This window comes from Mycolicibacter acidiphilus, assembly GCF_018455725.1.
Taxonomy (GTDB): Bacteria; Actinomycetota; Actinomycetes; order Mycobacteriales; family Mycobacteriaceae; genus Mycobacterium; species Mycobacterium acidiphilum.
This window is the reverse complement of the sequence record NZ_JAHCLR010000057.1, coordinates 1-23,389: the sequence shown is the minus strand read 5'-3', so window position 1 is coordinate 23,389 and position 23,389 is coordinate 1. Positions and strand designations below refer to the sequence as shown.

Here is a 23,389-nt window from a genome sequence, read left to right as displayed (position 1 = left end):
CATGACTTGATGTTCCAAATGTGGGTGCTGCTGCTACTGATCGCGATTCTGCTGGTGTTCCTGGCGCCGCGTTTCATCCGGATCGGGCCGCGAGGCGCCGCCGAGTCGGGGACGCTGCTGGTCACCGGCGTGAGCCCGCGACCCGATGTGACCGGCGAGCAGTACGTCACGATCACCGGGGTGCTGCACGGGCCGTCGGTCAGTGAGCACGAGGTCTATCAGCGCATGGCGGTCGACGTCGCGGACTGGCCGACCGTCGGCGACCTGCTGCCGGTGGTGTATTCGGCACGCAATCCCGACAATTGGAGAATGGCCGCCCCGCAACCGCCGGGTTGATACGGCGGTCCCAGTGTCGCCTCTCCGTCGTCGAGGCTCGCTGAACCGCCGGGTTGATACGGCGGGCCCAGTGTCGCCTCTCCTTCGTCGAGGCTCGCTGAACCGCCGGCCGGTTAGAACTCGCAGGCGCGGCTGACGCAGCCGCCGGTGAAGGCGGTGTCGGCGTGCGGGACACCCGAATCGGGGGCGGCGAAGCTCAGCACCTGACCGGCCCGGCTGCCGTAGCGGTACGCGGTGATGCCCTTGACCTTGGCGTGCCACGCGGCCAGGTAGATGGCGCGCACGTCGTCGACACCGGCGGTGGCCGGCAGGTTCACGGTCTTGGACACCGCGGCGTCGACGTGGCGCTGTACGGCGGCCTGCATCCGCAGATGCCAGTCCGGGCTGATCTCGCCGGCGGTGGGGAACGCGGCCTGAATCTCGGCGGGCACCCGGGCATAGCCGCGGACCCCGCCGCGCTGGGCGATCTCGGTCGCCAGATCGTCGTGGTACAGGCCGTTTTCGCGGGCCACCCGGTCGAAGTACGGGTTGACCTCCAGTAGGTGCCGGCCCAGGATCGCCCGGGTGTAGGCGATCGCGAACATCGGCTCGATGCCGGCGGTGGTGCCCGCGATCAGCGAGATGGTGCCGGTGGGGGCGACCGAGGTGACCTGGGCGTTGCGCAGCGGAGTCGACGTAGCCAGCCGGCTGCGCGCGAATTCGGGGAATACGCCGCGGGATTCGGCCAACTTCGCCGAGGCGGCGTGCCCGACGCGCTGCACATGCGCGGCGATGCGCCCGGCCAGCCGGACGGCCTGCGCACTGTCGTAGGGGATGCCGAGGGTCGCCAGCAGCTCCGCCAGGCCCATCATCCCCAGGCCGATCTTGCGGGTGGCCCGACTGGCGGCGGCCAGTTCGGGGAACGGGTAGACGTTGACGTCGATGACGTCGTCGAGGAATCGCACGCCCAGTTCGGCGACGTGCGTCAGCCGGTCCCAGTCCACGTCGCCGTCGCGGGTCATCCGGGCCAGGTTGATCGACCCGAGGTTGCAGGACTCGTAGGGCAGCAGTGGAACCTCGCCGCACGGATTGGTGGCCTCGATCCGGCCGGCGTCGGGCACCGGGTTCGCGCGGTTGATCGCGTCCAGGAACAGCAGACCCGGGTCGCCGCAGGAGTGCGCAGCCGTGCAGAGCGCGTCGAACAGTTCGACGGCCGGCACCTTGCCCACCGTGCGGCCGGTGCGCGGGTTGACCAGCCGGTGGGTGCCGCCGCGCTCGACCGCCCGCATGAACGCGTCGGTGACGCCGACGGACAGGTTGAAGTGTGAAAGTTGGTCGACGGTACCGGATTTCGCGCCGATGAAGTCGAGGATGTCCGGGTGGGTGACGTCGAGCACCGCCATGCACGCACCGCGTCGCCGGCCGCCGGTCGCCACCACTTCAGCGGCGGTGTCGAACAGCCGCAGGAACGACAGCGGTCCGCTGGCCCGCCCGCCGGTGCCCACCACCGCATCACCGGCCGGGCGCAGCCGGCTGAAGGAGTAGCCGGTGCCGCCGCCGGCCTGATGGATCTCGGCGGTCTGGGCGAGCGTGGTGAAGATCGACCGCAGCGAATCCTCCAGGGGCAGCACCACGCAACCCGACAGCAGGCCCAGCGGTGTTCCGGCGTTCATCAGCGTCGGCGAGTTCGGCAGGAACTCCAGGCTGCGCAGCAGCGTCGAGAACTTCTCCGCCCATTCGCCGGACGCTCGACCTTCGGCGCCGGCGACGAAACCCGCGACCCGGTCCATCATCTCGCCGGTCGACTCGACCGGCTGCCCGGCGTCGTCGCGCAGCAGATAGCGCTCGCGGAGCACGGTGACGGCGGCCATGCTGAGTTTCAGTTCGTCGCGGACGCCGAGCAGTCGCTTCGCCGTACGCAACTCGGCGCGGTGCTGCCGGAAGAGGATGTAGGCGCGGGCGACGTCGTCGAACCCGGCGGCTCCCAGCTGCGCCTCCACCGCATCCTGGACGGCCTCCACGGTCACCGTGCCGCCGCGGCTGCGAGCGGCCAGCGCGTCGGCGACGGCCGGCGCTACCTCGGCCACCTCGGCCACGTCGTCGTCGCTGCGGCCGGTTTCGCGTGCGGCGGCGCCGATCGCCGCCCGGATCCGGTTCAGGTCGAATGCGACGGTGTCACCGCTGCGGCGCTTAACCGCCTGCGGCCAGCTGCGACTTCTCCGCGGTGAGGCCATACCTCGAGTATGCGTCGAGGGGCGGTTCGCGTCAGCCCCACGTAGGGCCAGTCCGTTGCTCCGATGAGCCCGGATCAGCAGGGTGGGGCAAGAGGCGTGACCGTCGACTACTTTTCCAGGGCTGCGATCTCCGGCGGGATGTCTTTGACGGTCGCGGGGGTTATCTGAGTTTTCGTCCAGGTGCCATCATGGCCTCTGTCGACGTAGGCGTCACCGACATCGGTTGACAGCAGCCACAATTGATCCTTGGTGGACAGCCAGGTGATGCCGACGCCATGCCGGCTGCTGTAGGCCTCGGTGCCGTGATACACCTCAGCGCCGGACTTCTTGTCGCGGATGATCGCGATCCACGTTTTGACGCCGTTCTCGTCTGGCCCGTACTCGGCGGCTGCGGTGTAGGAGCCCGATGGCGAGGCCTGTGGGTGTCCTGGGCGGGCGAATCGGTCGTTGGTGCGGTCGGACTTCCCGAACAGCCCGCATCCAGCTAGCAGGGCGACTACGGCGGCCGCGGCGACTGTGTATTTGATCACGACGCTGGGTACCCTTCGACGTTGATGACGTTGCCCTGATTGTCCATGGTGACCGTGCTCTGGGCGTGCCAGGTGATGTGGATGTCGTACGGGTCGGCCTTGCCTAGCGTGATGATCTCCGCCCAACGGCTTTTCACCTGGTCGGTCGGGTAAATCGGGTTGGGGTCGATCTTGTCGTTCCAGGTGTAGCCGCTGTTCAGGGTGACCTTGTAGGTTCCATCAGGCTGCGGCTGGACCACAGTGTCGCCCGCGAAGCGGAAATCGCCGACGGTGCTGTCGGTGCCATGAAGATACTGGTAGCCGACGATCCCCTCGCCGTTTTCGATATTGGCGTGGAAGGTTTGATCGAACTTCCCACTGGCGCCTCCGCCTGCCAGGTACTGGCTCAGCGCGTCTTGTGCTGCGACCTGTGTCGGTTCCAACAGTTCCTTGCGCAGCGGCAGATTATCCTGCATGTACTTCGTCCACTTGGGGTCATCGGTGATCGTCCATTCGCCCTGACCTCTGAGGTAGTGCTCGAGGATTGCTCGCCCTGCCCAGTCGGTGCTGAAATGGTCGCCACCTCGGTCACCACCTTCAGGGCGACGAAACACCTCGTCGCTACGCAGGCGGCGCCCGCGTCGCCCGTCGGCGTCACTGCCGTGGTTGTCAACGAGCTGTATACCGCTGTGCTGGCCGCCGCTGGTGCTGAAACTCGCGGTGCGTAGGCCGGCGGTAGCAGCCGTGAGTTTCCCTGCAAGCTCTCGGTCGACGGCGACCAGGTTGGCGGCATGCGCACGGATGTCGTTGGCGTACTCGCGTCCCTGATCGCGGCGGGCGACGTACTGCTCGAACGATGTGTACTTCGTGGGGTCGGTGACTGACAGGTCCTCACCGACGACGTACCCGGCGTCCCGTGCAACGACGACCGCGTTCATAACGCGCTGTTGTGCAAAGCGCAGATCCTCGGCACCATGACGCGCGATCGTCGCCACGCTGCGGGGCGCCTCGGCCGCACCGACCACCACCACCCGATCGGCATCGGCTCGGTAGGACGCCTGATCCTGCGCCGAGCCGTGCCAATCTGCTTCATCAACAATCCTTTTCGCCTCGCTGAAGGCGCTGACCCACAGTCGGGCTTCTGCCTCTGACGAATCGGCAAGCTCACTCAGATGGGTGGTCGTCATCGACTCGATCTGAGACAAGGTGGGCAGCGGAACAGCTGCGACGGCTGGCATTTACACCACCTGCGCGTCCAGATTGCTTGCCGCAGCACCATCGGTACTCGCGTAAGCAGCACCGGCTTTGGTGAGGTCTTCCGCGGTATCCCGTAGACGTGCAGCCATCGTTTTTCTGAAGATCTCCGAGTCGGCACGCACCGTGGTCACCGCATCTGCGGTCGCCAGCCAAGATGCGCCCCGCTCGGGGATGGAATTCGCGGTGGCGAACTTGGTGGCCAGCTCCGCACAGCCGGCGGCGGCACCGGCAAGGGAGGTTTCGTCCACCCGCAAAGGCGCATCCATCCCGTGAGCCTAAATCACGAAAAGCAGGTCCTCCCAATATCGGCATCGCACCCGAGCCGATCACACCGTCGTGCACCACGCCGTTGCAGATAAGACTGTTCCGCACGTGGAAAAGCGACACAGCCATAATCATCCGTAACTGTCTTCCACACCGCATCTGCGGTTACTGATGATGTCAGCCGTGTCCGGCCTGCAGCAGGTCGGCGATCGTCGACAGCTTGACCCGCGGGCGGCCGTGCGGTTCGCCGCTGGAGCGTTCGTGGGCGTCGATCAGCTGCCAGTGCTCGTCGGTGACCAGGGCGGGCTGCCGGGACAGCAGCCAGTTCCGCAACTCGTCGTCGTAGTCCGGCCCCACCTCGCGCAGCTCGGCCGCCGCCAGGTCGGCGGCCAGGGTGTCGACGGTGGCCGCCGAATCGCTCTTGTTGGAGCCGATCACCCCGGACGGGCCGCGCTTGATCCAGCCGACGACGTACTGGTTGGTGGTGCCGTCGATGCGGCCGTCGGTGTGCGGGATCGTGCAGCTCTTCTCGTCGAACGGCAGGCCCGGTGTCGGCACGCCGCGATAGCCGACCGCGCGCACCACCAGATCCACTGGCAGCACCTCCCGCTCGCCGGTGTCGCGGGCGCTGACCCGGCCGTTCTCGTCGGTGACCAGTTCGTTGCGGCCCAGCACGATATCCTCGACCCGGCCGTTGCCGCGGATCTCGATGGGGGAGGTGGCGAACCGGAACACGATCCGGCGGTGGCCCGGATGCTGTTCGGCGCCGATGTAGCTGCGCAGCACCTTGATGTTCGACTTGGGGTGCTTGCCGGCCGCGTCGATCTCCTCGTCGGTGAATCCGGCGACGTCGCCTTCCTCGACGACCACGTCGACGTCGTTGAGTGACTTCATCTCCCCGAGCTCGCGCAGCTCCGGGCTGGTGAAGGTGGCCTGCAGCGGGCCGCGACGGCCGAGCACGATCACCTCCTCGACACCGCGCGGGTCGAGCAGCTCCAGCGCGTGATCGGCGATGTCGGTGCTGCGCAGTTCGTCGGGGTCGCTGACCAGGATGCGGGCCACGTCCAGTGCCACGTTGCCGTTGCCGATCACCACCGCGCGCTTGCCGGTCAGGTCCAGCTTCATGTCCTTGAAGTGCGGGTGGCAGTTGTACCAGCCGACGAAGTCCACCGCGGCGACGCTGCCGGGCAGTTCCTCGCCGGGGATGCCCAGGTGGCGGTCGGCCTGCGCGCCGACCGCGTAGATCACCGCGTCGTAGCGCTGAGCGAGTTCGTCGGCCTGCACGTGCTCACCGACGGCGATGTTGCCGAAGAACCGGAACCGCGGGTCGGCGGCGGTCTTCTCGAACTGCGCGCTGATCGACTTGATCTTCGGGTGATCCGGGGCCACTCCGGACCGCACCAGACCCCACGGCGTGGGCAGCATCTCCAGCATGTCGACATGCACGTCGACGTCGGGGTTGCCGGCGGAGAGTTTCAGCAACGATGCCGCCGCAAAATAGCCCGACGGGCCGGAGCCCACGATCGCTACGTGATAGGGACGCATGCTCAGGCACAGCCTCACTGTTCGGGCCCGCCTCTGCCACCGCGGGCTATCAGGGTTACCCAGCCGATGCTAGACACAGAAAAGCCTGAGTGGAATCGGTCGGTCGCATCCGATTTCGTGGCGACGGTAACGTTGACATGCGTGGAACCTGACCGCCTAGCCGATATCGCCGCCCTCGACACCACCTTGACCACGGTGGAGCGCGTCCTCGACGTCGAAGGACTGCGCAGCCGTATCGGCAAACTCGAAACCGAGGCATCCGACCCGAACCTCTGGGACGACCAGGCCAACGCCCAGAAGGTGACCAGCGAGCTGTCGCACGCCCAGGGTGAACTCCGGCGGGTCGAGGCGCTGCGCGGTCGCCTCGACGACCTGCCGGTGCTCTACGAGATGGCCGCCGAGGAGGACGGGCAGGCGGCCGCCGACGCGGTGGCCGAAGCCGACGCCGAACTGGCCGCACTGCACGCCGACATCGAGGCGATGGAGGTGCGCACGCTGCTCTCCGGCGAGTACGACGAGCGCGAGGCACTGGTGACGATCCGCTCCGGGGCCGGCGGGGTGGACGCCGCCGACTGGGCGGAGATGCTGATGCGGATGTATATCCGCTGGGCCGAGCAGCACAAGTACCCCGTCGAGGTGTTCGACACGTCCTACGCCGAAGAGGCCGGGATCAAAAGCGCGACGTTCGCGGTGCACGCCCCGTTCGCCTACGGCACCCTCTCGGTGGAGCAGGGCACGCACCGGCTGGTGCGGATCAGCCCGTTCGACAACCAGGGCCGCCGTCAGACGTCGTTCGCCGAGGTCGAGGTGCTGCCGGTGGTGGAGACCACCGACCACATCGACATCCCCGAAGGCGACGTCCGGGTCGACGTCTACCGTTCCAGCGGCCCGGGCGGGCAGTCGGTGAACACCACTGACTCAGCGGTGCGGCTCACCCACATCCCGACCGGGATCGTCGTCACCTGCCAGAACGAGAAGTCGCAGCTGCAGAACAAGGTGTCGGCGATGCGGGTGCTGCAGGCCAAGCTGATGGAGCGCAAGCGCATGGAGGAGCGCGCCGAGATGGACGCGCTCAAGGGCGACGGCGGCAGCTCCTGGGGCAACCAGATGCGCTCCTACGTGCTGCACCCCTACCAGATGGTCAAGGACCTGCGCACCGAGTACGAGGTCGGCAACCCGGCGGCGGTGCTCGACGGTGACATCGACGGATTCCTGGAGGCCGGGATCCGGTGGCGCAACTCCCCGGACGAGAACTGACGCGGTGAACCCGCTCGCGTCGGGGATCCCGATCCGGCAGCGCTGGCACGATCTGTGGGCCAGCGAGGTCGGTGGCTGGATCATCGACAAGGGGCTGCGGATCGTCCTGCTGCTGATCGGGGCGGTGCTGGCGTCGCGGTTCATCACCTGGGCGGCCCGGCGGGTCACCCGCCGGCTGGAACTCGGTTTCGCGGCCAGCGACGCGCTGGTGCGCTCGGAGGCCTCCAAGCACCGCCAGGCCGTCGCGTCGGTGATCTCCTGGGTCTCGGTGGTGCTGCTGTGCGTGGTGGTCGCCGTGCAGATCACCGGCATCCTCGACGTTCCGATCGGCTCCCTGGTCGGCCCGGCCGCCGTGCTCGGTGGCGCACTCGGTTTCGGCGCGCAGAAGGTGGTGCAGGACCTGCTCAGCGGGTTCTTCATCATCACCGAGAAGCAGTACGGCTTCGGTGACCTGGTGCAGCTGAGCATGTCCGGGGCGCTGACCGAGGCACTCGGCACCGTCGAGGAGGTGACGCTGCGGGTGACCAAACTGCGCACCGCCAACGGTGAGGTCTTCACGGTCCCGAACGGCAACATCGTCCGCTCGCTGAACCTGTCCAAGGATTGGGCACGCGCCGTCGTCGACATCCCGGTGCCCACCACCGCCGACCTGAATCGGGTCAACGAGGTGCTGCACCAGGTGTGCGAGAGAGCCATGGAGACCGACACCCCGTTGCGGGATCTACTGCTCGATGAGCCGTCGATCATGGGAGTGGAGAGTCTGGAGGTCGGTGTGGTCAACCTGCGGATGGTGGCGCGCACCCTGCCGGGCAAGCAGTTCGAGGTGGGTCGGCGGTTGCGCATCCAGGTGGTGCGGGCGCTGGCCTCGGCCGGTGTCGTCACCGCCGGTGAGATGAAGTCGGTGGAGACCCCGTGAACGCGGAGAAGCCCCAGAAGCCCGAGAAGCCCGAGAAGTCCGGAGTGAAGAAGGCCGCCGGCCGGGCCGGTCAGCTGTTCGGCGGCCGGATCCGGGTCTCCACGGCGGTGCTGATCATCGCGTTCGTGGCGGTGTGGTGGGTGCGCGACACCTACCGGGTGCAGCCCCCGCAACCGGTGGCGCCGCAGGTGGTACCACCGGGCTTCATCCCCGATCCCGACTACACCTGGGTGCCACGCACCCGGTTGCAGAAACCACCGGTGACCATCACCGAGACCGTCACCCCCACCCCGACGACCACCGAACCGCCGCCCCCGGCCGAGACCAGCCCGGCCCCGCCGTGGCCGTTCTGCCTGCCGAACTGCCCGCCACCGCCACCGCCGGGGGAGCCCCAAGCACCCCCGCCGCCGGGTGCCCCGGAAGCACCCCCGCCGTCGCCGGGCGCGCCACCGCCGGGCGCAGCGCCGCCCGGGCCGCCGCCGACCGCACAGCCGCCGGTACCGCCGCCGGCCGGCGTACCGCACCCGCCCGGGTCCGCACCTCGGCATCCGGCAGGGCCGTGACACCCGGCCTGACCGGCCCGGGGCTGCCGCACGGCTAAACTGCGTGCCGTGATGATCACGCTCGACCATGTCTCCAAGCAGTACAAATCGTCGGCGCGCCCGGCGCTCGACGACATCAACGTCAAGATCGACAAGGGCGAGTTCGTGTTCCTGATCGGCCCGTCCGGCTCGGGCAAGTCGACGTTCATGCGACTGCTGCTGGCCGAGGAGACGCCGACCAAGGGCGACATCCAGGTGTCGAAGTTCCACGTCAACAAGCTGCCCGGACGGCACATCCCCGGCCTGCGCCAGGTGCTCGGCTGCGTGTTCCAGGACTTCCGCCTGCTGCAGCAGAAGACCGTGGCGGAGAACGTCGCGTTCGCGCTGGAGGTCATCGGCCGCAAGCCGGAGATGATCAACCGGGTCGTGCCGGAGGTGCTGGAGATGGTCGGGCTGTCCGGCAAGGCCAACCGGCTGCCCGGGGAACTGTCCGGTGGGGAGCAGCAGCGGGTGGCGATCGCCCGCGCGTTCGTCAACCGGCCGCTGGTGCTGCTGGCCGACGAGCCCACCGGCAACCTGGACCCCGAGACCAGCGCCGACATCATGGATCTGCTGGAGCGGATCAACCGCACCGGAACAACCGTGCTGATGGCGACGCACGACCACCACATCGTCGACTCGATGCGGCAGCGGGTGGTCGAGTTGTCGTTGGGCAAGCTGGTGCGCGACGAGCAGCGCGGCGTCTACGGAATGGATCGTTAAGTGCGCTTTGGATTTTTGTTCAACGAGGTCCTGACCGGGCTGCGTCGCAACGTCACGATGACGGTCGCGATGATCCTGACCACCGCGATCTCGATCGGCCTGTTCGGTGGCGGCCTGCTGGTGGTGCGGTTGGCCGACCAGTCGCGGCAGATCTATCTGGACCGGGTCGAGTCACAGGTGTTCCTGACCCCCGACGTGGCAGCCGACGACCCCAACTGCTCCGCGGCGGCGTGCAAGGGGCTGCGCGAGAAGATCGAGGCGCGCAGCGACGTGAAGTCGGTGCGCTACCTCAACACCGACGATGCCTACGCCGACGCGATCCGCAAATTCCCCGAGTTCAAGGACGTGGCGGGCAAGGAGTCGTTCCCGCCGTCGTTCATCGTCAAACTGGAGAACCCGGAGCAGAGCAAGGATTTCGACGCTGCGATGCAGAGTCAGCCCGGCGTGCTCAACGTGCTCAACCAGAAGAAGCTGATCGACCGACTGTTCGCCGTGCTCGACGGGCTGTCCAATGCGGCGTTCGCGCTCGCGCTGGTTCAGGCGGTCGGCGCGATCCTGCTGATCGCCAACATGGTTCAGGTCGCCGCGTACACCCGCCGCACCGAGGTCTCGATCATGCGACTGGTGGGCGCCAGTCGCTGGTACACCCAGTTGCCGTTCCTGGTGGAGGCGGTGCTGGCCGCGTCGGTCGGTGTGATCATCGCGATCCTCGGCCTGATCACGGTACGGGCGCTGTTCCTGGACAACGCGCTCAGCCAGTTCTATCAGGCGCACCTGATCGCCCGGATCGACTACCTGGACATCCTCTACTACACGGCCCCGTGGATGCTGCTGGTCGGCGTGGTGATGGCCGGGGTGACCGCGTACGTGACGCTGCGCCTGTACGTCCGGCGGTAGAGATGGCCAAGAAGGGGAAAGGCCGCAAGGCGCCGGGCCAGCAGGATGGTCGACAGCTCATCGCGTCGAATCGCAAAGCGCGGCACAACTATTCGATCCTCGAGGTGTTCGAGGCCGGGGTGGTGCTGGTCGGCACCGAGGTGAAAAGCCTGCGGGCCGGCCAGGCTTCGCTGGTCGATGCGTTCGCCAGCGTCGACGACGGCGAGGTGTGGCTGCGCAACCTGCACATCCCGGAGTACCACCACGGCACCTGGACCAACCACGAGCCCCGGCGCACCCGCAAACTGCTGCTGCACCGGCGCCAGATCGACACCCTGATCGGCAAGATCCGCGACGGCAACCTCACCCTGGTGCCGCTGTCGCTGTACTTCACCGAGGGGAAGGTGAAAGTGGAACTGGCGCTGGCCCGCGGCAAGCAGGCTCACGACAAGCGCCAGGACCTGGCCCGCCGGGATGCGCAGCGCGAGGTGACGCGCGCACTGGGCCGGCGTGCGAAGGGGATGAGCTGATCGAAGCTGTTCTGGCGCTGCTCGCGGCAGCCGGCTTCGGGGCGAGTGATTTCGCCGGCGGGATCGCCGCACGCCGGATCCCGGCGCTGCGCGTGGTGCTGCTGTCCTACCCGATGACGATGCTGCTGCTGGGCGGGCTGGCGTTCGGCGTCGGCGGAACAGTGTCGGCGGGGGCGATCGGCTGGGGGCTGGCATGCGGGGTGGCGCTGGGCCTGGGCGGCTGGTGGTTCTACGCCGCGCTCGGCTCCGGACCGATCTCGGTGGTGTCCCCGCTGTCGGCGGTGCTGACCGCGGGGGTGCCGGTGCTGGTCGGCTTGCTGGAGGGGGAGCGGCCCAGCCGGATCGCGGCGGCCGGCATCGTGCTGGCGCTGGTGGCGGTGGTGCTGGTGAGCCGGCAGGCGACCGACGCCGACGTCAAACCGCACCGCTTCAGCCCGAAGGTGGCATGGATGACCGTCGGTGCGGGTGTGGCGTTCGGGCTGAACTTCGTCTTCATCGACCGGGCGCCGGTGGATTCCGGGCTGTGGCCGCTGGCGTTCGCGCGGATCGCCGCCGTCGTACTGGTTTTCGTGTTCGCGACCGGCGCCGGTGAACTGCGGTTGCCGACGGGCGTGCCGATGCGGCTGGCGCTGCTGGCGGCGCTGCTCGACACCGGCGCCAACGTCGCGATGCTGCTGGCGATGCGGGGGTCGGAGCTGTCACTGGTCAGTGTGCTGATCTCGCTGTTCCCGGCGGTGACGGTGCTGCTGGCGATCGCGGTGCTGCGGGAGCGGGTGCACCGGGCGCAGGTGGTCGGCATGCTGTTCGCGGCGGTGTCGGTCGCGATGATCACCGCCGGATAGTGGGGAAGCGCAGGAGATTCATACGTTTGGGTGACGGATCGAATCGCGTTCGATTGTTAACGTCGGACGTGGCCGCCGTTACGGCCTGGTCGACGGCACGAAGGAGCAGACAAACCGGAGGGGTGGTATGCCCGGTCTCGTCGGCGCAGATGTAGACCAACTGCGCGCGTTGAGCCGACGCTTCACAGTGGCTGCGGATCGACTGCGCGGTGTCGTCACCGAGATTTCCGGTCGGCTCAACGCCGTGGGTTGGGCCGGGCCCGATTCCGAGCGGTTCCGGGCCCAGTGGCAGCACGAATCCGTCGGCCGACTCCGGTCGGTGGCTGATGCGCTGCAGGAAGCAGCAATGGTGTTGCAACGCAACGCCGATGAGCAGGATCAGGCCAGTTCGGCAACCGGCGGCTGGGGATGGCCGGGCGATCTCGGAGCGCAACCGTGGTTCCTGCGACCCGGCGGTGGGCTGCCCGACCCGGGGATGACGCCGGTGTCACCGCACAACGGTGCCGGGCCGCGATGGAGCTTTCCCAATCCGTTCGCCGAATACCGGGGTTTCGTCGAGAAGACTCCGATCTGGCCGATCAGCGTCGGCACCGCGATCGCCATGACTCCGCTCGGTGCGGCGATGGACCGTGCTGACGTCACCGCGCTGGCGTTCGACGACCGGCTCGGACCCGGCGACAAGCTGGCCGAAAGCGCGCATCTGGCAGTCGATCTGGGCGGCGGCGGCCTGCGTCAGGCCGGATTCGACACCCGCAACCCCGCGCTGTATCTCGGCGGCGTCGCGGTCTCCCAGTGGGGCGATGTCGTCAGCGAGGCCGCCAAAGCCGATTTCAGCCGGCCCACCGTCGCGAACAACGTCGATTTCATCACCGCCCACCCGGGCGAGGCGTTCGCCGCGGCGCGGGATGCGGTGCTGGGCTACCTTCCCACGCTGATCTCGAATTTCACCGTCAACCCGTTTGGAAAGTGATCTGCTGATGGCTCAGGGAATTCTGCTGACCGACGACGAGATCGTCGCGCTCGCCGCGCTGTCGGGCCACCCCTGGCCGACCGGACTGGCCACCGTACCCGCGGCGGCCGGAGAACTGAGCAGGGCCGGACAGCGGGGGATCCGGTCCCTGGTCATCCGTGGAATCGTCACCGCCGACGCCGAATCCGGGTACACCGTGCACCCCGGGGTGGCGGCGGTCATCGAAACGTTCGTGCGGGCACCGCGGCGGATCGGTGCCTACATCGCGCCGGTCGACGCGGTCGAGGTGATGGCGGGCGCTGCGATCATCGCTGTGCCGGTCGCCGGGATCTGGTGGATCGACTCGGCGACCGCGCAGGGCGTCCACGGTTTCCGGCAGGCCGACACGGACGAGGTCCTTGCGGCGATCATCGACCTCGCCGACCAGACGCGGAACGGGACGCTGCTGGCGGAAGTCGACAACCCGTCGGCGTATGCGTGCGTGATCGTCTACGGGGACGGCCCGGAGCAGCGGACGGTGGTGCCGGCCGGCTCACCGGATGGCTGGGACCGCGGTCCGTTGCAGCAGGCGTTCGCTGTGGCGACGGTGTGACGGGCCGGGTCACAACTCGCTGAGGCTGAGGATGCCGTCCTCGACGGCACGAGCGAGCAGGGCGGCCTTGGTCGGAGCGGGCCGGCCGACGGCGGCGTACTTGGCGCGGGCGCGCTGCAGGTGGGTGCGCACCGTCGTCGGTGCGATGTAGAGCCGACCGCCGACCAGTTCCTTGCTCTCGGTCTGAAACCAGGTGATCAGCACCTCCTTCTCACGCTCCGAGAGGTTGGTGCGGCCCGTGGTGCGGTCGTTGGCCAGCGCCTTGGCCATCTGCGGGCCCAGATACGGCTCGGTGGAATGCGCGGCATGGATGGCGTCGATCAGGTGACGCCGGCCCTCGGTCTTCACCAGGTAGGTCACCGCGCCCATGTCCAAACAGGTCAGGATCACCTCGTCGGTCGAGAGCGGGGAGTAGACGATCACCCGTTGGCCCGCCTGGCACAGGGCGCGCAGCGTGTCGAAGGCCGGTCGGTCACGGTCGATGAAGACGTCGAAGATCACCACGTCCACTTCGTTCGGGACGTCGGGGTACCGGGCCAGCATCTCCCTCGGGCTGTGAAAAGAACCCAGCACGCTGATCGGCGGATCGGCCTGCGCGCACCACGCACCGATTCCCGCGTGCACGACATCGTGTTCGTCGATCACGGCGATGCCGATCGCAGATGGCACTGTGCCGCGGGAGTCGGCTTCGCTCCCGTCCGTCGCAATCTCCCCGGTCAATCCGCTGTGATCCTTCTGATTCCGCGTCTACCCGTCGAGACGGACCCCTAGTGGACACTTCGGTGAACGTTACTCCATCAATACGTTCGTTGTCGCAGATTAGTCCGCAATCGTTCCTTGTGACAAGTATTGAGACTCACAGTCTAAAATGGCTGCATGGTCAGCCATGGGGACGCCATCCGCCGGGAGCAGGCGTGGGTGGCCGGGGGCGGCGGGAAACGCCCTCGGTTGCGTGAGTCCGAACTGCGGGAACGGATCCTCAGCACCGCGGAGGCGATGCTGATCGAGAGCGGCGGGCTGAGCGTGAGCATGGCCCACCTGAACATGGAGGAGCTCATTCGGATCGCCGACGTGCCGCGCAGCTCCGTCTACCGTGCCTGGGGCAGCCGGGAGGCGTTCTACGTCGATCTGATGGAGCGCATGGTCGCACCGCCGCCGGAGGGCGGCTACGCGGAGGAGGTGATCCGCACCGCCCGCCGAGTGCTCGATGAGCACAGTGCTCGGCTGGACACCCCGGAGCGACGCCGGGCCGTGCTGCGCGAGATGGTGCGCCGCACGGTCACGCAGAGCTTTCACGGCGCCGCGCGTTCGCTGGCGTGGCGTTCGTTCACCGCGTTGGCGGTCGCCGTTCCCACCCTCGACGGTGACGATCGAGAGCGCATTCTGTTCGCACTGGGCAGATCCCACGCCCGGATCGTCGAACGGGTGTCGGAGATCTACAGCGAAGCGCTGCCGATGCTCGGCATGCGGATGCGGGCCGGGTTCGACGTCAAGACGCTGATCGCGACCGGGTCGTCGGCGATGGACGGCCTCCTGCGACTCGGTCTGATCGATCCCGCCACCGTTGCCACTGAGGTGGTCAGACCGGGCGTGGATGGTGAGCCGGTCGTGTGGGAGTTGCCGGCGGTGGCGTTCCTGGCCGTGCTGGAGGCAATGGTCGAGCCCGACCCGGAGTTCCCGAGGTAGTCCGAACGACCGATACCGGCGGCCGCGCCCCGATGTGACGATCGATTCGGTATCGGGCTTCGACGACTGTGCGTCGACCACCGAGCGTCGTCGGTGGCGCGGCAGAGAGGTGAACTCCATGGATGTCTCGCTTGGAGTCGTGCTTTCCCCGGTGGAGGCACGGATCGTGCTGCTTGACTCCGCACCTCCGCACCCGGTGATCGACCAGTCCTGCGTCGACCCCGCAGACGATGACGCGGTGGTGTCGACGCTGGTGTCGACCGACCGGATGCTCGCGGACACCGGTCATCGCCTGGTCTCCACCCGAGTGTGCGGCACGGACATGCGCCGGGTCGCGGAAGTGGTCGACGCGCTGCGTGACGCGGACCTGATCAACGTAACCGCCGTGTCGGCGCCCGAAGCGACGACCGCGGCAGCCCCGGTCGCGGCCGGTGAGACCGCAGCCATCCTGTCGGTTGACGGCGATACCGCGGCGCTGTCCATCGCCGATGGCGCCACCGATACGAAATCGCTGATCGCGGTAGCCACGATCGACGGGGACAACCGGGCTGCCGCATACCGGGAGTTGCTCGAGCGGCTCGCCGAGGAACCGGGCGGCGCCACCAGCGTCGTCGTGCTCGACCCGGCGGCTGCGAACCTGCACTCGGAATTGACGGCCGTGTCGCCGGTGCCACTGCGCTATCCCGAGCAGTCGGAGTTCGCCCTCGCCCACGGCGCCGCGATGACCGCCGCGATGGCTGCGGTGGCGGCACCGCCGAACGACTCGGAGGTGGTGGGCTCGCGGCTGGCCTACTCCGAGGTCGGTGAGGACGACGCATCCTGGCCGCCGCCTGATCGGCTGCCACTGCAAACCGCGCTCGAACCGCTGAGTGCGGTCGATCCTGACGAGGTCGACGACGCCACCACCTCGGCGGCCCCGGTGCCGGCACGGCCTCGGGTGCTGCTGGTGGGCAGCACCATCGCGGGCATCGTGGTGGTCGGGTTCGCAGCCCTCGCGGTCAGTGTCGCGGTGGGTATCCGGCCCACGGTCAGCCAGCAGGCGTTGCGACTGCAGGAACCCGCTGTTGCCGGAAACACGTTCCCGAATGCACCGGGGCAGGGCAAGACTCCGGATGGCAAGAACTGGACCGTGGTGGAGCAGCTGCCGGAGAAGGGCACGGAGGTGGCCGCCCGGACGTTCCAGCCCCGATCGCTCGGGGAATCCGCGAGCAGCGCCGGACCCCTGATCGACCTGTACCGGGACGGAACCGTCGGGGTCCGCGACCAGAGTCTCCCGGTGCCGCCGGTCGCGCCCGTGCCCGATGCGTCAGGTGCGTCGGTTGATCCGATCACGCAGCTGGTCGCCGCACGCCTGATCCCGGATTTCTCCCGGTTCACCCCCAACGACGTCCTCAACTTCGTCAGCAACCTGGCCGCACCGATGGTTGCCGGGGCCACCAGTGCGCTGGTCAACTCATCGATTCAAGCCGCCGGCAGTGGGCTCGCATCGGGTGCCGCGGGCAGTGGCCAGAGCCTGACCGACATGGGCATGCTGGTCGCCGTGCCGGCCCAACAGGGTGCGCTGTTCAGCGCCCCGGTCAGTGCGTCGAGTCCCGCCGCGGCGACCGATCCGACGAAGGCGATCCCGTCCGGACTCTTCGCCCACGACGTGACCGACCAGGAGAAGGCGGCGATACTTCCGCAGGGCACCACCGCGATCAGTGAATTGCCGGCCGCCGAGGGGAAGTCCGGTGCGGCAGTTCTGGGGACCGGGATCACCGATCTGAGCGTGCTCGGGCCGACTGTCGTCGGCACCGGTCCGTTGCCGGCGGTTGAGACGGCGCCGCAGGCACCGGCAGCGGTGCCGTCGAAGGTTCCGGCCGACGGTGACCTCATTCAGAGCCCGCCCAGCGGAACGATCGACGACGGGCTGCCGCAACAGCTTCCGAGCACCGCTGAGGTGCCGGGGAGCGTACCCGGGTTGCCCGAGGCGCCCAAGAGTGTGCCGACGGTTGAGGCGCCCAAGAGTGTGCCGCCGGTAGAGGCGCCCAAGAGTGTGCCGCCGGTAGAGGCGCCCAAGAGTGTGCCGCCGGTAGAGGCGCCCAAGAGTGTGCCGCCGGTAGAGGCGCCCAAGAGTGTGCCGTCGGTGGAGGCGCCCCAGAGTGTGCCGCCGGTTGAGGCGCCCAAGCGTGTGCCGACGGTTGAGGCGCCCAAGAGCGCGTCGGCACCCGAGGTCAAGGTCCCGACCGCGGTCGAAGCTCCACCCGCACCCAAAGTCGTCATCCCGGACATTCCGGCCGCGCCACCTGTACCCGCAGCACCCGCAACACCGGTCGTTCCAGTAGCGCCGGTAGCACCTGCACCGAAACCGGTGCTGCCGTCACTGCCCGCACCGAGCCTTCCGGACCCACCGTCCAGCGGTGGTTCGTCATCCGGTGGTTCGTCGCCCGGTGGGTTGTTCGGCGGAGGGGGACTGTTCGGCGGCGGTGGTTCGTCCAGCGGGGGCACCTCCGGGGGCGACTCATCCAGTGGCGGTGGGACCACCGGTGGCGGACTCTTCGGCGGTGGCGGATTGTTCGGCGGCGGTAATGGCTCCTAGCATCGGTGAACAGGCCGTGCGGTCGGACCCGAGCGCAGCGCGGTCGGGGGCGATTCGCGATGTGGTGGCAGCCGCGCTGTTGGTTTCCGCGATGTTGTTGCCGTGGAACGTACATGTCGGGTTCGGCGTGGACGAGACGCCCGGGTGGGTGGTCGCGCTGTTGAGCAGTGCGACCGTGTCTGCGCTTGTCGCACTGTTCGTGGGCCTCGACAACGGGCCCACCGACGCCGATCACACGCGATCAGTGACCCCGCGGCTCCTGCTGGTGATGCCCTATCTCGTGCTGGTCGCTGCCTTCGTCCTCGTCAGCATCGTCGACGCGATCCGGTTCGGCGGCAACGGCGTCGTCCCTCCCGGTATCGGTCCGGCTGTGTGGACCGGGCTTGCCGGAGCGCTGTTGGCGGCCCGGTATCCGATCGCCGGTGACGATCACCGTTGCGACCGGATCTGCAAGGCGATCGGTTGGGGTTCAATGACGTTGGGAGCGTTTGCCACGTTGGCCACCCTGTACCTGCGGACTCGCTACGTGATCCCCGGCATCGGGGGCGCCCAGACGCTGCCGAACCTGACAACCGCCGTCGTGGCGGTGCTCTACAGTGCTGTCGCGCTGGTGCCGATCGTCGTGGTGGGACGCTGGATCATCTCCGGAGACCGCGGAGCTCGCCTTGCCGTGGTGGCGTTGGGTGCGTCCGTGATCGTGGCGGGTGCTGCGGTCTGGCTCTTGCCGGTCGGACGTCAACTGGATGCGTTCCACGGTATCGCGCAGCGGACCGGCACCGCCTTCGTCGGCTACGAGGGCTACCTGGCCTGGGTGGCGGTGGCTGCGATCGTCGGTGCCGGAATACCGGGGGCCGGTCGAGAATCAGAACGCTTGTGGCACCGTGCTATCCAGGCTTGCCTGGCGCTCATTGCCGCCTGGTGCGGGTGTCAAGCGCTGCTGCGTGTCACCGACGTGGGACTGGCCGCGGTCCTCGATCTTCCGACACTGCCGTACTTCAGCACGGTCCTCATGGCGTTCGATCTGCTGACCGCCGTGGTCGCTGGCTGGCTGTGGATCAACAGTCGCGCACGTGCCATGTCAGCGGTGGGGGTCATGCTGCTGCTCGGCAGCGTGTTCGTACTGTCGGTGTGTCGGCTGATCCTGGGTGTCGTGTTGGTTCCCACGGTTGAACCCCTCAACGGTGATGGATCGAACGACGTTTTCGGCAACCATCTTTCACAACAGATCACCAGCACGTTCGACGTCGTCGTCACCGTTCTCGGTCTGGTGCTGCTGATTGCTGCAGTGCGCGTGGGGTGGGCAGGATCTGCCGTTCCGGTGCTGTCCGCAACCCCCTCGATTCCCGCTGAATCCCGGGAGCGGAAGGGGTCTGGGGCTTCGCCGCCGACACCGACTTCTTCGGCAGGGGTGTCAGCCGTTGCGGTCCCACCCGGCCAGTCGGCTCTCGATCCGGGCGGCGGAACCGGATCGCACGACCGCATCGCCGAAGTGCTGGCGCAGTCGACTCAACGTTATGCGGCCGGGACCACCTACCGTGGGCCTGAGCGGGCGCCGACCGAACGGGCGTAGTGCCGGTGCCTGACTGGGGATGGTCTGTCGAACTCAATGATGCGAACCCCGACCCGCGTGTCGCGTGTGTCGTGCTGGCGGACGTATCCGGCTCAATGGCCGGCGAACCCATTGCGGCGCTGGAACGTGGATTCGCGGCGTTCACCGAGTACCTGCACAACGAGGCTCTGGCCAGCAAGCGCGTCGAGGTCGCAGTCGTGACTTTCGGGACGGCCGCGACAGTGCTGGTGCCGATGCAGGAAGCCCGGTCGCTGCAACCGGTGCAGTTCACCGCCGCCGGCACCACCAATCTGGCTGCCGGCATCAACCTGGCGTTGGACATCATCGATGACCGCAAACACGCCTACAAGGTGGCCGGACTGCAGTATTACCGACCCTGGATCCTGGTTCTCACCGACGGCAAGCCAAACCTGGACGGATTCGATGCAGCGGTTGCCCGGCTTAATGCGGTCGAGACAGCCAGGGGCGTCACCGTTTTCGCAGTCGGTGCCGGACCGCGCGTCAACTATCAGCAGTTGGGCCGGCTCTCGCTGCAGCGCAGTCCGGCGCCGCTCGACGGGCTGAAGTATCAGGAACTGTTCGAGTGGTTGTCCGCCTCGTTGAGCAATGTCTCGAATTCCTCCGAGTTCGGTCACAGCGACGGGGACCTCGGCGGAGAGGGGATTCCGTTGCCGTCGGTCAGCGGGTGGACGAGCGCGTGAACGGAGCCGCCGGCGGCCGGAGGTGGACGGCGTGCGGGGCGTCGGTAACCGGCTCAGAGCATCGGCGTCGCGGTCTGGGCTGCGACGATGCCTACAGCTACGGCATTCTCGGGGACTTCGCGGTGGCCACCGTGGCCGACGGAGCCGGGTCGGTGACCGGCACGTCGGCGTGGGGTGCGTACGTGGCATGCCGTGGTGTGCTCAAAGACGCGATGAACCCGGCATTCATCGACTCCTACTCGTCGGGTTCGTCCACCGACGCCGAGATTCTCGTGCGCGTACTGTTCGATGGCGCGTTGCACCGAGTGCGTCGGCAGGCCGAGGCGATGGGTCTGGATGTGGCGCTGCTGTCGACCACGCTGAGTGTGGCGGTAACCGACACGAGGCTGGCGACGTTCGCCCAGATCGGTGACGGGATCATTGCCACCGAGCGGGACGGGGTGATCGAAACCCTGCTGGCTGAACACAAACAGGAGTACGCGAACACCACGTCGTTTCTCCAATCCGAAGGCGCACTGGAGGGTTCGCTGCGCACCGCTGGGCATGAAGACGTCACCGCCATTGCGCTGAGCACCGACGGCATGAGCTACAAGATCACCGACGTGACCACAGGCGCCGCCTACCAGCCGTTCTTCCGGGGGTCATGGCAGCATCTGCGCGACGGTGCGCAATCTGACCAGTTGCAGGCGATGCTCGACGGCATCCGGGACGATCAGACCGGTGACGACAAGACCCTGGTACTCGTCGCACGCTGTGCCGATGCCGAGTGGGCGGGCACCGAAGCCCTGCGATGGGCGCATTCCGGTTCGCCGGGAAGCCCGCCCGGTTCCGCCCCCAGCGTCACCGTCGGCAGGCCTGACGATGCGACGGTGACCGATTCGGGGGCGGGCCGGAGTCGGAGTCGGAGTCGATGGGGCAGGTGGCTGCGATGAGCGATGCGGACCCGCGCCTGGACGGGGTCCGGTTGGACACCGGCGAACCGGTCAACCTGATGCCGCTGCTGGCCAAGGCGGGGGAGGGCACCGTCTACGGGGTGGTCGGCCATCCGGAGTGGGTGGCCAAGGTCTTTCACCCCGACCTCAACGGGTTGGCGTCGAAACTCGACAAAGTTGCCGCCATGGTGCAGTCCTGCCCGTCAGGGAGCGTGCAGCCCAACGGATTTGTGGTACTCACCTGGCCGGAGCGGCTTCTGCAGGGGCGATCCGGGCCAGTGGGGTATGTGATGCCGCGTATCGAAACCGCCACCGCCGTCGAGATTCACACCATGAGCAACCCGGCGAATCGGGCCGACCCACTGCCCTCGACGCCGCAGTGGATCCGAAATGCGACGTGGCAGCACCTGGTCAACATCGCGGCGAATCTGTGTCTGGCGGTCGAGGTGGTGCATCGAGTCGATGCGGTCATCGGTGACTTTCAAGAACGCAACATCCTGGTTTCCGATACCACCGAGGTGACGCTGGTCGACTGCGATTCCATGCAGTTCATCGATGCCGGCGGTCATCGCTATCTGTGCGGAGTGGGCCGCCCCGAATTCACGGCACCGGAACTGGCCGGGCTGAACCTGCGAGAACAGGCGCGAGAGAAGTCGTCGGATCTGTTCGCGCTGGCGGTGCACATCCATCAGCTTTTGATGGCCGGAAACCACCCGTTCCTGCGCGGGACATGGACCGGACGTGGCGAACAACCGGATGCGTTGAGTCTGGCCCGGGCCGGGCATTGGGCCGGCGGCCCGAATTCGCAGTTGCGGACACACCCGTTAGCGCCGTCGCTCGGCTTCCTGCCGGCAGAAATCCAGCGGTTGTTCGTCCGGGCCTTCACCGACGGTGCCCGGAATCCGGCGGGCCGACCGAGTGCCGGCGAGTGGCGTGCGGCATTGTCGCGCATCCACGTGACCAGATGCGAGAGCGGTCAGCATCAGATCCCCATCGGGGCCGGCTGTCCCTGGTGCGCAATCGCCGGCGAACGGCGTGCCCGCAAACGCCGGCAGCGCGGTGTCCCGGCGAATTCGGCGGCGCCCGCAACCGCTCGATCGAAGACGTTGTCGAACACCCTTGCCGCCAACACGAAACTGATCGTGATCGGTATCTGGTCGGCCGTCGCGGTGGTAGTCGTGCTGACGGTGTTCATCGTGTGGGCGATTCTGAGCGGCGCGTCGAGTTTCGGGCTGTGAGCCGGGGCGCTTGAGGCTGTCATACCAACATACGAATAAGCGGTCGAGTCCTGATCTTCGGATCGATTCATGCGTAATCTCCGTGGCGACAGCATGATTCAGACGTAAGGGCGGTCGCATGAATAAAATCGCGAAGGTGATCGGGGTGGTCGGCTGCGCAGCAGCGGTCCTGGCCGGATGCTCGTCCAACAAAGGCGGTGACACGACGTGTGCCGACTTCAACAAGATGGACGGCCAGGGGCAGACGGACGTCATCAAGCAGATGCTCAAGGACGAGAAGGGCAAAGAGGTGTCGAATCTCGAAGTCGGCGCGACGAAGATGTCCGCCAGGGCGTTCTGCAAGACCATGGGGAAGGACTCCTCCAAGGTCAAGGACATCAACACCGGTTAATGCCGGACCTACCCGCACCGTCCGGCGTCCTCCGTTCGTACGATTTCGGCTCCCGGCCGTTGTCCGGTATCCGCTGACTGCGCGACACTCGGATGCGATCAGTCCGGCCGGACATCCGCATTCAGATCTCGAGAACCGGTGCCGGGCAACAGACGATGGGATACCCAGTGGCCGATGATGTACCGGCGGTGAGCCCGGACCCGCACGATGAATTTCGGCGGCAGTCCGCTGAGCATTTCAATCGGCGTCCCGATACGGCGTCGAATCCGCCACCCGCGATATTCCGTGGGAGCCCGCCGGTCCCACCGCCATCGCCGGGGTCTCCGGGGGTCTTTCAGAATCACCAACCGCAGATATATCGCGGCGACCCGACCGGCCGGCAGGCGCCGGTCGAACCCCACGCGCAGATGCCGGGGACAGCGAGACGTGCAGGCCGAGACCTACGGCCGGAGCACGCCCTGTGGGCGCTCACGGTCGTTTCCGGATTGGCAGCACTGGCTTCGGGTTTGGGCTGGATTCTTGTCGTCGGCGTCTGCGCCTACTACGCCTGGATCGCGCGCACCCGCCCGATTCTGTGGCCGCCGGACGTCGAAGAGGTGCTGGTGCAGTACCGGTTGGCGCAGCCGACCGATCAGCCGGGCGGGGCGTCGAGCACGACTGGGACGCCGGCGCAACCGGTCGCCTACATCCCGTTCCGGCCGCTGACGTTCGGCGAGATGTTCGGGGCCGCGCGCAACATCGTGACCCGTAATGCGACGACCCTGATCGGTATTCCGCTGCTGATCCTCGGAACGTTCACGGTCGCACTGGCGGTCGTGGCGATCGTGATGATGCAGATCATGACAGGGCGGTGTCAAGCGGTGGAAGCAACGGAGTCGGTCA

The 23,389-nt window shown here is 67.5% G+C and carries 24 protein-coding genes; 18 read left to right on the top strand and 6 right to left on the bottom strand.

The window, feature by feature from the left end; all coding sequences use genetic code 11:
- Positions 1-9 precede the first annotated feature (9 nt).
- A complete protein-coding gene (locus KIH27_RS19325) occupies positions 10-336 on the top strand; it encodes a hypothetical protein (protein WP_214094586.1) in 327 nt (108 codons plus the stop codon).
- A gap of 113 nt (positions 337-449) precedes the next feature.
- On the opposite strand, the gene KIH27_RS19320 is transcribed toward KIH27_RS19325, so the two are convergent.
- The 5 genes from KIH27_RS19320 to KIH27_RS19300 all read right to left on the bottom strand — a co-directional run bounded on the left by KIH27_RS19320 (position 450) and on the right by KIH27_RS19300 (position 6,124).
- Positions 450-2,549, bottom strand: coding sequence for an adenosylcobalamin-dependent ribonucleoside-diphosphate reductase (locus KIH27_RS19320; protein ID WP_214094585.1), 2,100 nt, complete (start codon positions 2,547-2,549; stop codon positions 450-452).
- Positions 2,550-2,656: 107 nt separating this feature from the next.
- A complete protein-coding gene (locus KIH27_RS19315; protein WP_307856949.1) occupies positions 2,657-3,079 on the bottom strand; it encodes a hypothetical protein in 423 nt (140 codons plus the stop codon).
- Positions 3,076-4,296: a hypothetical protein gene (locus tag KIH27_RS19310; RefSeq protein ID WP_214094584.1), complete on the bottom strand. Its 1,221-nt coding sequence runs from the start codon at positions 4,294-4,296 to the stop codon at positions 3,076-3,078. Before KIH27_RS19310 ends, KIH27_RS19315 begins: the two co-directional genes overlap by 4 nt.
- Positions 4,297-4,581 carry a hypothetical protein gene (locus KIH27_RS19305; protein ID WP_214094583.1) on the bottom strand — a complete coding sequence of 95 codons (285 nt, stop codon included), beginning with the start codon at positions 4,579-4,581 and terminating at the stop codon, positions 4,297-4,299.
- 175 nt (positions 4,582-4,756) lie between these two features.
- Positions 4,757-6,124 carry an FAD-dependent oxidoreductase gene (locus KIH27_RS19300; protein WP_214094582.1) on the bottom strand — a complete coding sequence of 456 codons (1,368 nt, stop codon included), beginning with the start codon at positions 6,122-6,124 and terminating at the stop codon, positions 4,757-4,759.
- Positions 6,125-6,265: 141 nt separating this feature from the next.
- On the opposite strand from KIH27_RS19300, the gene prfB reads away from it, so the two are divergent.
- From prfB to KIH27_RS19255, 9 genes are all read left to right on the top strand, one after another.
- Positions 6,266-7,381: a peptide chain release factor 2 gene (gene prfB, locus KIH27_RS19295; RefSeq protein ID WP_214094581.1), complete on the top strand. Its 1,116-nt coding sequence runs from the start codon at positions 6,266-6,268 to the stop codon at positions 7,379-7,381.
- Positions 7,382-7,385: 4 nt separating this feature from the next.
- Complete coding sequence (locus KIH27_RS19290; RefSeq protein ID WP_307856948.1) at positions 7,386-8,297, top strand: mechanosensitive ion channel family protein; 912 nt, start codon at positions 7,386-7,388, stop codon at positions 8,295-8,297.
- Complete coding sequence (locus KIH27_RS22745) at positions 8,294-8,860, top strand: Rv3103c family proline-rich protein (RefSeq protein WP_372451428.1); 567 nt, start codon at positions 8,294-8,296, stop codon at positions 8,858-8,860. Before KIH27_RS19290 ends, KIH27_RS22745 begins: the two co-directional genes overlap by 4 nt.
- Positions 8,861-8,911: 51 nt before the next feature.
- Positions 8,912-9,601 carry a cell division ATP-binding protein FtsE gene (ftsE, locus tag KIH27_RS19280; RefSeq protein WP_214094597.1) on the top strand — a complete coding sequence of 230 codons (690 nt, stop codon included), beginning with the start codon at positions 8,912-8,914 and terminating at the stop codon, positions 9,599-9,601.
- On the top strand, positions 9,602-10,498 hold the full coding sequence (ftsX, locus tag KIH27_RS19275; RefSeq protein WP_214094580.1) for a permease-like cell division protein FtsX: 897 nt from the start codon (positions 9,602-9,604) through the stop codon (positions 10,496-10,498).
- Positions 10,499-10,500: 2 nt separating this feature from the next.
- The gene (smpB, locus tag KIH27_RS19270) at positions 10,501-11,007 is read left to right on the top strand and encodes an SsrA-binding protein SmpB (RefSeq protein WP_214094579.1); all 507 of its coding nucleotides are present in this window, start codon (positions 10,501-10,503) and stop codon (positions 11,005-11,007) included.
- Positions 11,004-11,849: an EamA family transporter gene (locus tag KIH27_RS19265; RefSeq protein WP_372451429.1), complete on the top strand. Its 846-nt coding sequence runs from the start codon at positions 11,004-11,006 to the stop codon at positions 11,847-11,849. The genes smpB and KIH27_RS19265 overlap by 4 nt, the downstream gene beginning before the upstream one ends.
- 346 nt (positions 11,850-12,195) lie before the next feature.
- On the top strand, positions 12,196-12,819 hold the full coding sequence (locus KIH27_RS19260) for a hypothetical protein (RefSeq protein WP_250150404.1): 624 nt from the start codon (positions 12,196-12,198) through the stop codon (positions 12,817-12,819).
- 7 nt (positions 12,820-12,826) lie between these two features.
- Positions 12,827-13,411, top strand: a complete 585-nt coding sequence (locus KIH27_RS19255) for a hypothetical protein (protein ID WP_214094576.1) — start codon at positions 12,827-12,829, stop codon at positions 13,409-13,411.
- Between the two features lie 9 nt (positions 13,412-13,420).
- Here the strand turns inward: KIH27_RS19255 and KIH27_RS19250 are convergent, their stop codons facing one another.
- Positions 13,421-14,056: a LuxR C-terminal-related transcriptional regulator gene (locus tag KIH27_RS19250; protein ID WP_307856947.1), complete on the bottom strand. Its 636-nt coding sequence runs from the start codon at positions 14,054-14,056 to the stop codon at positions 13,421-13,423.
- A gap of 231 nt (positions 14,057-14,287) precedes the next feature.
- Here KIH27_RS19250 and KIH27_RS19245 point away from each other — a divergent pair, with 231 nt between their 5' ends.
- From KIH27_RS19245 to KIH27_RS19210, 8 genes are all read left to right on the top strand, one after another.
- Positions 14,288-15,097, top strand: a complete 810-nt coding sequence (locus KIH27_RS19245; RefSeq protein WP_250150402.1) for a TetR/AcrR family transcriptional regulator — start codon at positions 14,288-14,290, stop codon at positions 15,095-15,097.
- A 118-nt stretch (positions 15,098-15,215) separates the two neighbouring features.
- Positions 15,216-17,675 (top strand): DUF7159 family protein, encoded by a 2,460-nt coding sequence (locus KIH27_RS19240; protein WP_214094575.1) that lies wholly within the window; start codon positions 15,216-15,218, stop codon positions 17,673-17,675.
- A 61-nt stretch (positions 17,676-17,736) separates the two neighbouring features.
- Positions 17,737-19,245, top strand: a complete 1,509-nt coding sequence (locus KIH27_RS19235; protein ID WP_307856946.1) for a DUF7937 domain-containing protein — start codon at positions 17,737-17,739, stop codon at positions 19,243-19,245.
- Positions 19,246-19,250: 5 nt separating this feature from the next.
- Positions 19,251-19,946 (top strand): vWA domain-containing protein, encoded by a 696-nt coding sequence (locus tag KIH27_RS19230; RefSeq protein ID WP_307856945.1) that lies wholly within the window; start codon positions 19,251-19,253, stop codon positions 19,944-19,946.
- Positions 19,943-20,878, top strand: coding sequence for a PP2C family serine/threonine-protein phosphatase (locus KIH27_RS19225; protein WP_307856944.1), 936 nt, complete (start codon positions 19,943-19,945; stop codon positions 20,876-20,878). The genes KIH27_RS19230 and KIH27_RS19225 overlap by 4 nt, the downstream gene beginning before the upstream one ends.
- Entirely contained in the window at positions 20,875-22,116 is a 1,242-nt protein-coding gene (locus KIH27_RS19220; protein ID WP_214094573.1) for a protein kinase domain-containing protein, read from the top strand. The genes KIH27_RS19225 and KIH27_RS19220 overlap by 4 nt, the downstream gene beginning before the upstream one ends.
- 118 nt (positions 22,117-22,234) lie before the next feature.
- The gene (locus KIH27_RS19215; protein WP_214094572.1) at positions 22,235-22,507 is read left to right on the top strand and encodes a hypothetical protein; all 273 of its coding nucleotides are present in this window, start codon (positions 22,235-22,237) and stop codon (positions 22,505-22,507) included.
- A gap of 485 nt (positions 22,508-22,992) precedes the next feature.
- A partial coding sequence (locus KIH27_RS19210; RefSeq protein ID WP_214094571.1) for a hypothetical protein occupies positions 22,993-23,389 on the top strand: 397 nt, incomplete at its 3' end.

Bases quoted from the DNA above. Each gene is read 5' to 3' on its own strand.
- KIH27_RS19325 (WP_214094586.1), top strand. From the start codon at position 10: ATGTTCCAAATGTGGGTGCTGCTGCTACTGATCGCGATTCTGCTGGTG.
- KIH27_RS19320 (WP_214094585.1), bottom strand. From the start codon at position 2,549: ATGGCCTCACCGCGGAGAAGTCGCAGCTGGCCGCAGGCGGTTAAGCGC.
- KIH27_RS19310 (WP_214094584.1), bottom strand. From the start codon at position 4,296: ATGCCAGCCGTCGCAGCTGTTCCGCTGCCCACCTTGTCTCAGATCGAG.
- KIH27_RS19305 (WP_214094583.1), bottom strand. From the start codon at position 4,581: ATGGATGCGCCTTTGCGGGTGGACGAAACCTCCCTTGCCGGTGCCGCC.
- KIH27_RS19300 (WP_214094582.1), bottom strand. From the start codon at position 6,124: ATGCGTCCCTATCACGTAGCGATCGTGGGCTCCGGCCCGTCGGGCTAT.
- ftsE (WP_214094597.1), top strand. From the start codon at position 8,912: ATGATCACGCTCGACCATGTCTCCAAGCAGTACAAATCGTCGGCGCGC.
- smpB (WP_214094579.1), top strand. From the start codon at position 10,501: ATGGCCAAGAAGGGGAAAGGCCGCAAGGCGCCGGGCCAGCAGGATGGT.
- KIH27_RS19260 (WP_250150404.1), top strand. From the start codon at position 12,196: ATGGTGTTGCAACGCAACGCCGATGAGCAGGATCAGGCCAGTTCGGCA.
- KIH27_RS19255 (WP_214094576.1), top strand. From the start codon at position 12,827: ATGGCTCAGGGAATTCTGCTGACCGACGACGAGATCGTCGCGCTCGCC.
- KIH27_RS19245 (WP_250150402.1), top strand. From the start codon at position 14,288: ATGGTCAGCCATGGGGACGCCATCCGCCGGGAGCAGGCGTGGGTGGCC.
- KIH27_RS19240 (WP_214094575.1), top strand. From the start codon at position 15,216: ATGGATGTCTCGCTTGGAGTCGTGCTTTCCCCGGTGGAGGCACGGATC.
- KIH27_RS19220 (WP_214094573.1), top strand. From the start codon at position 20,875: ATGAGCGATGCGGACCCGCGCCTGGACGGGGTCCGGTTGGACACCGGC.
- KIH27_RS19215 (WP_214094572.1), top strand. From the start codon at position 22,235: ATGAATAAAATCGCGAAGGTGATCGGGGTGGTCGGCTGCGCAGCAGCG.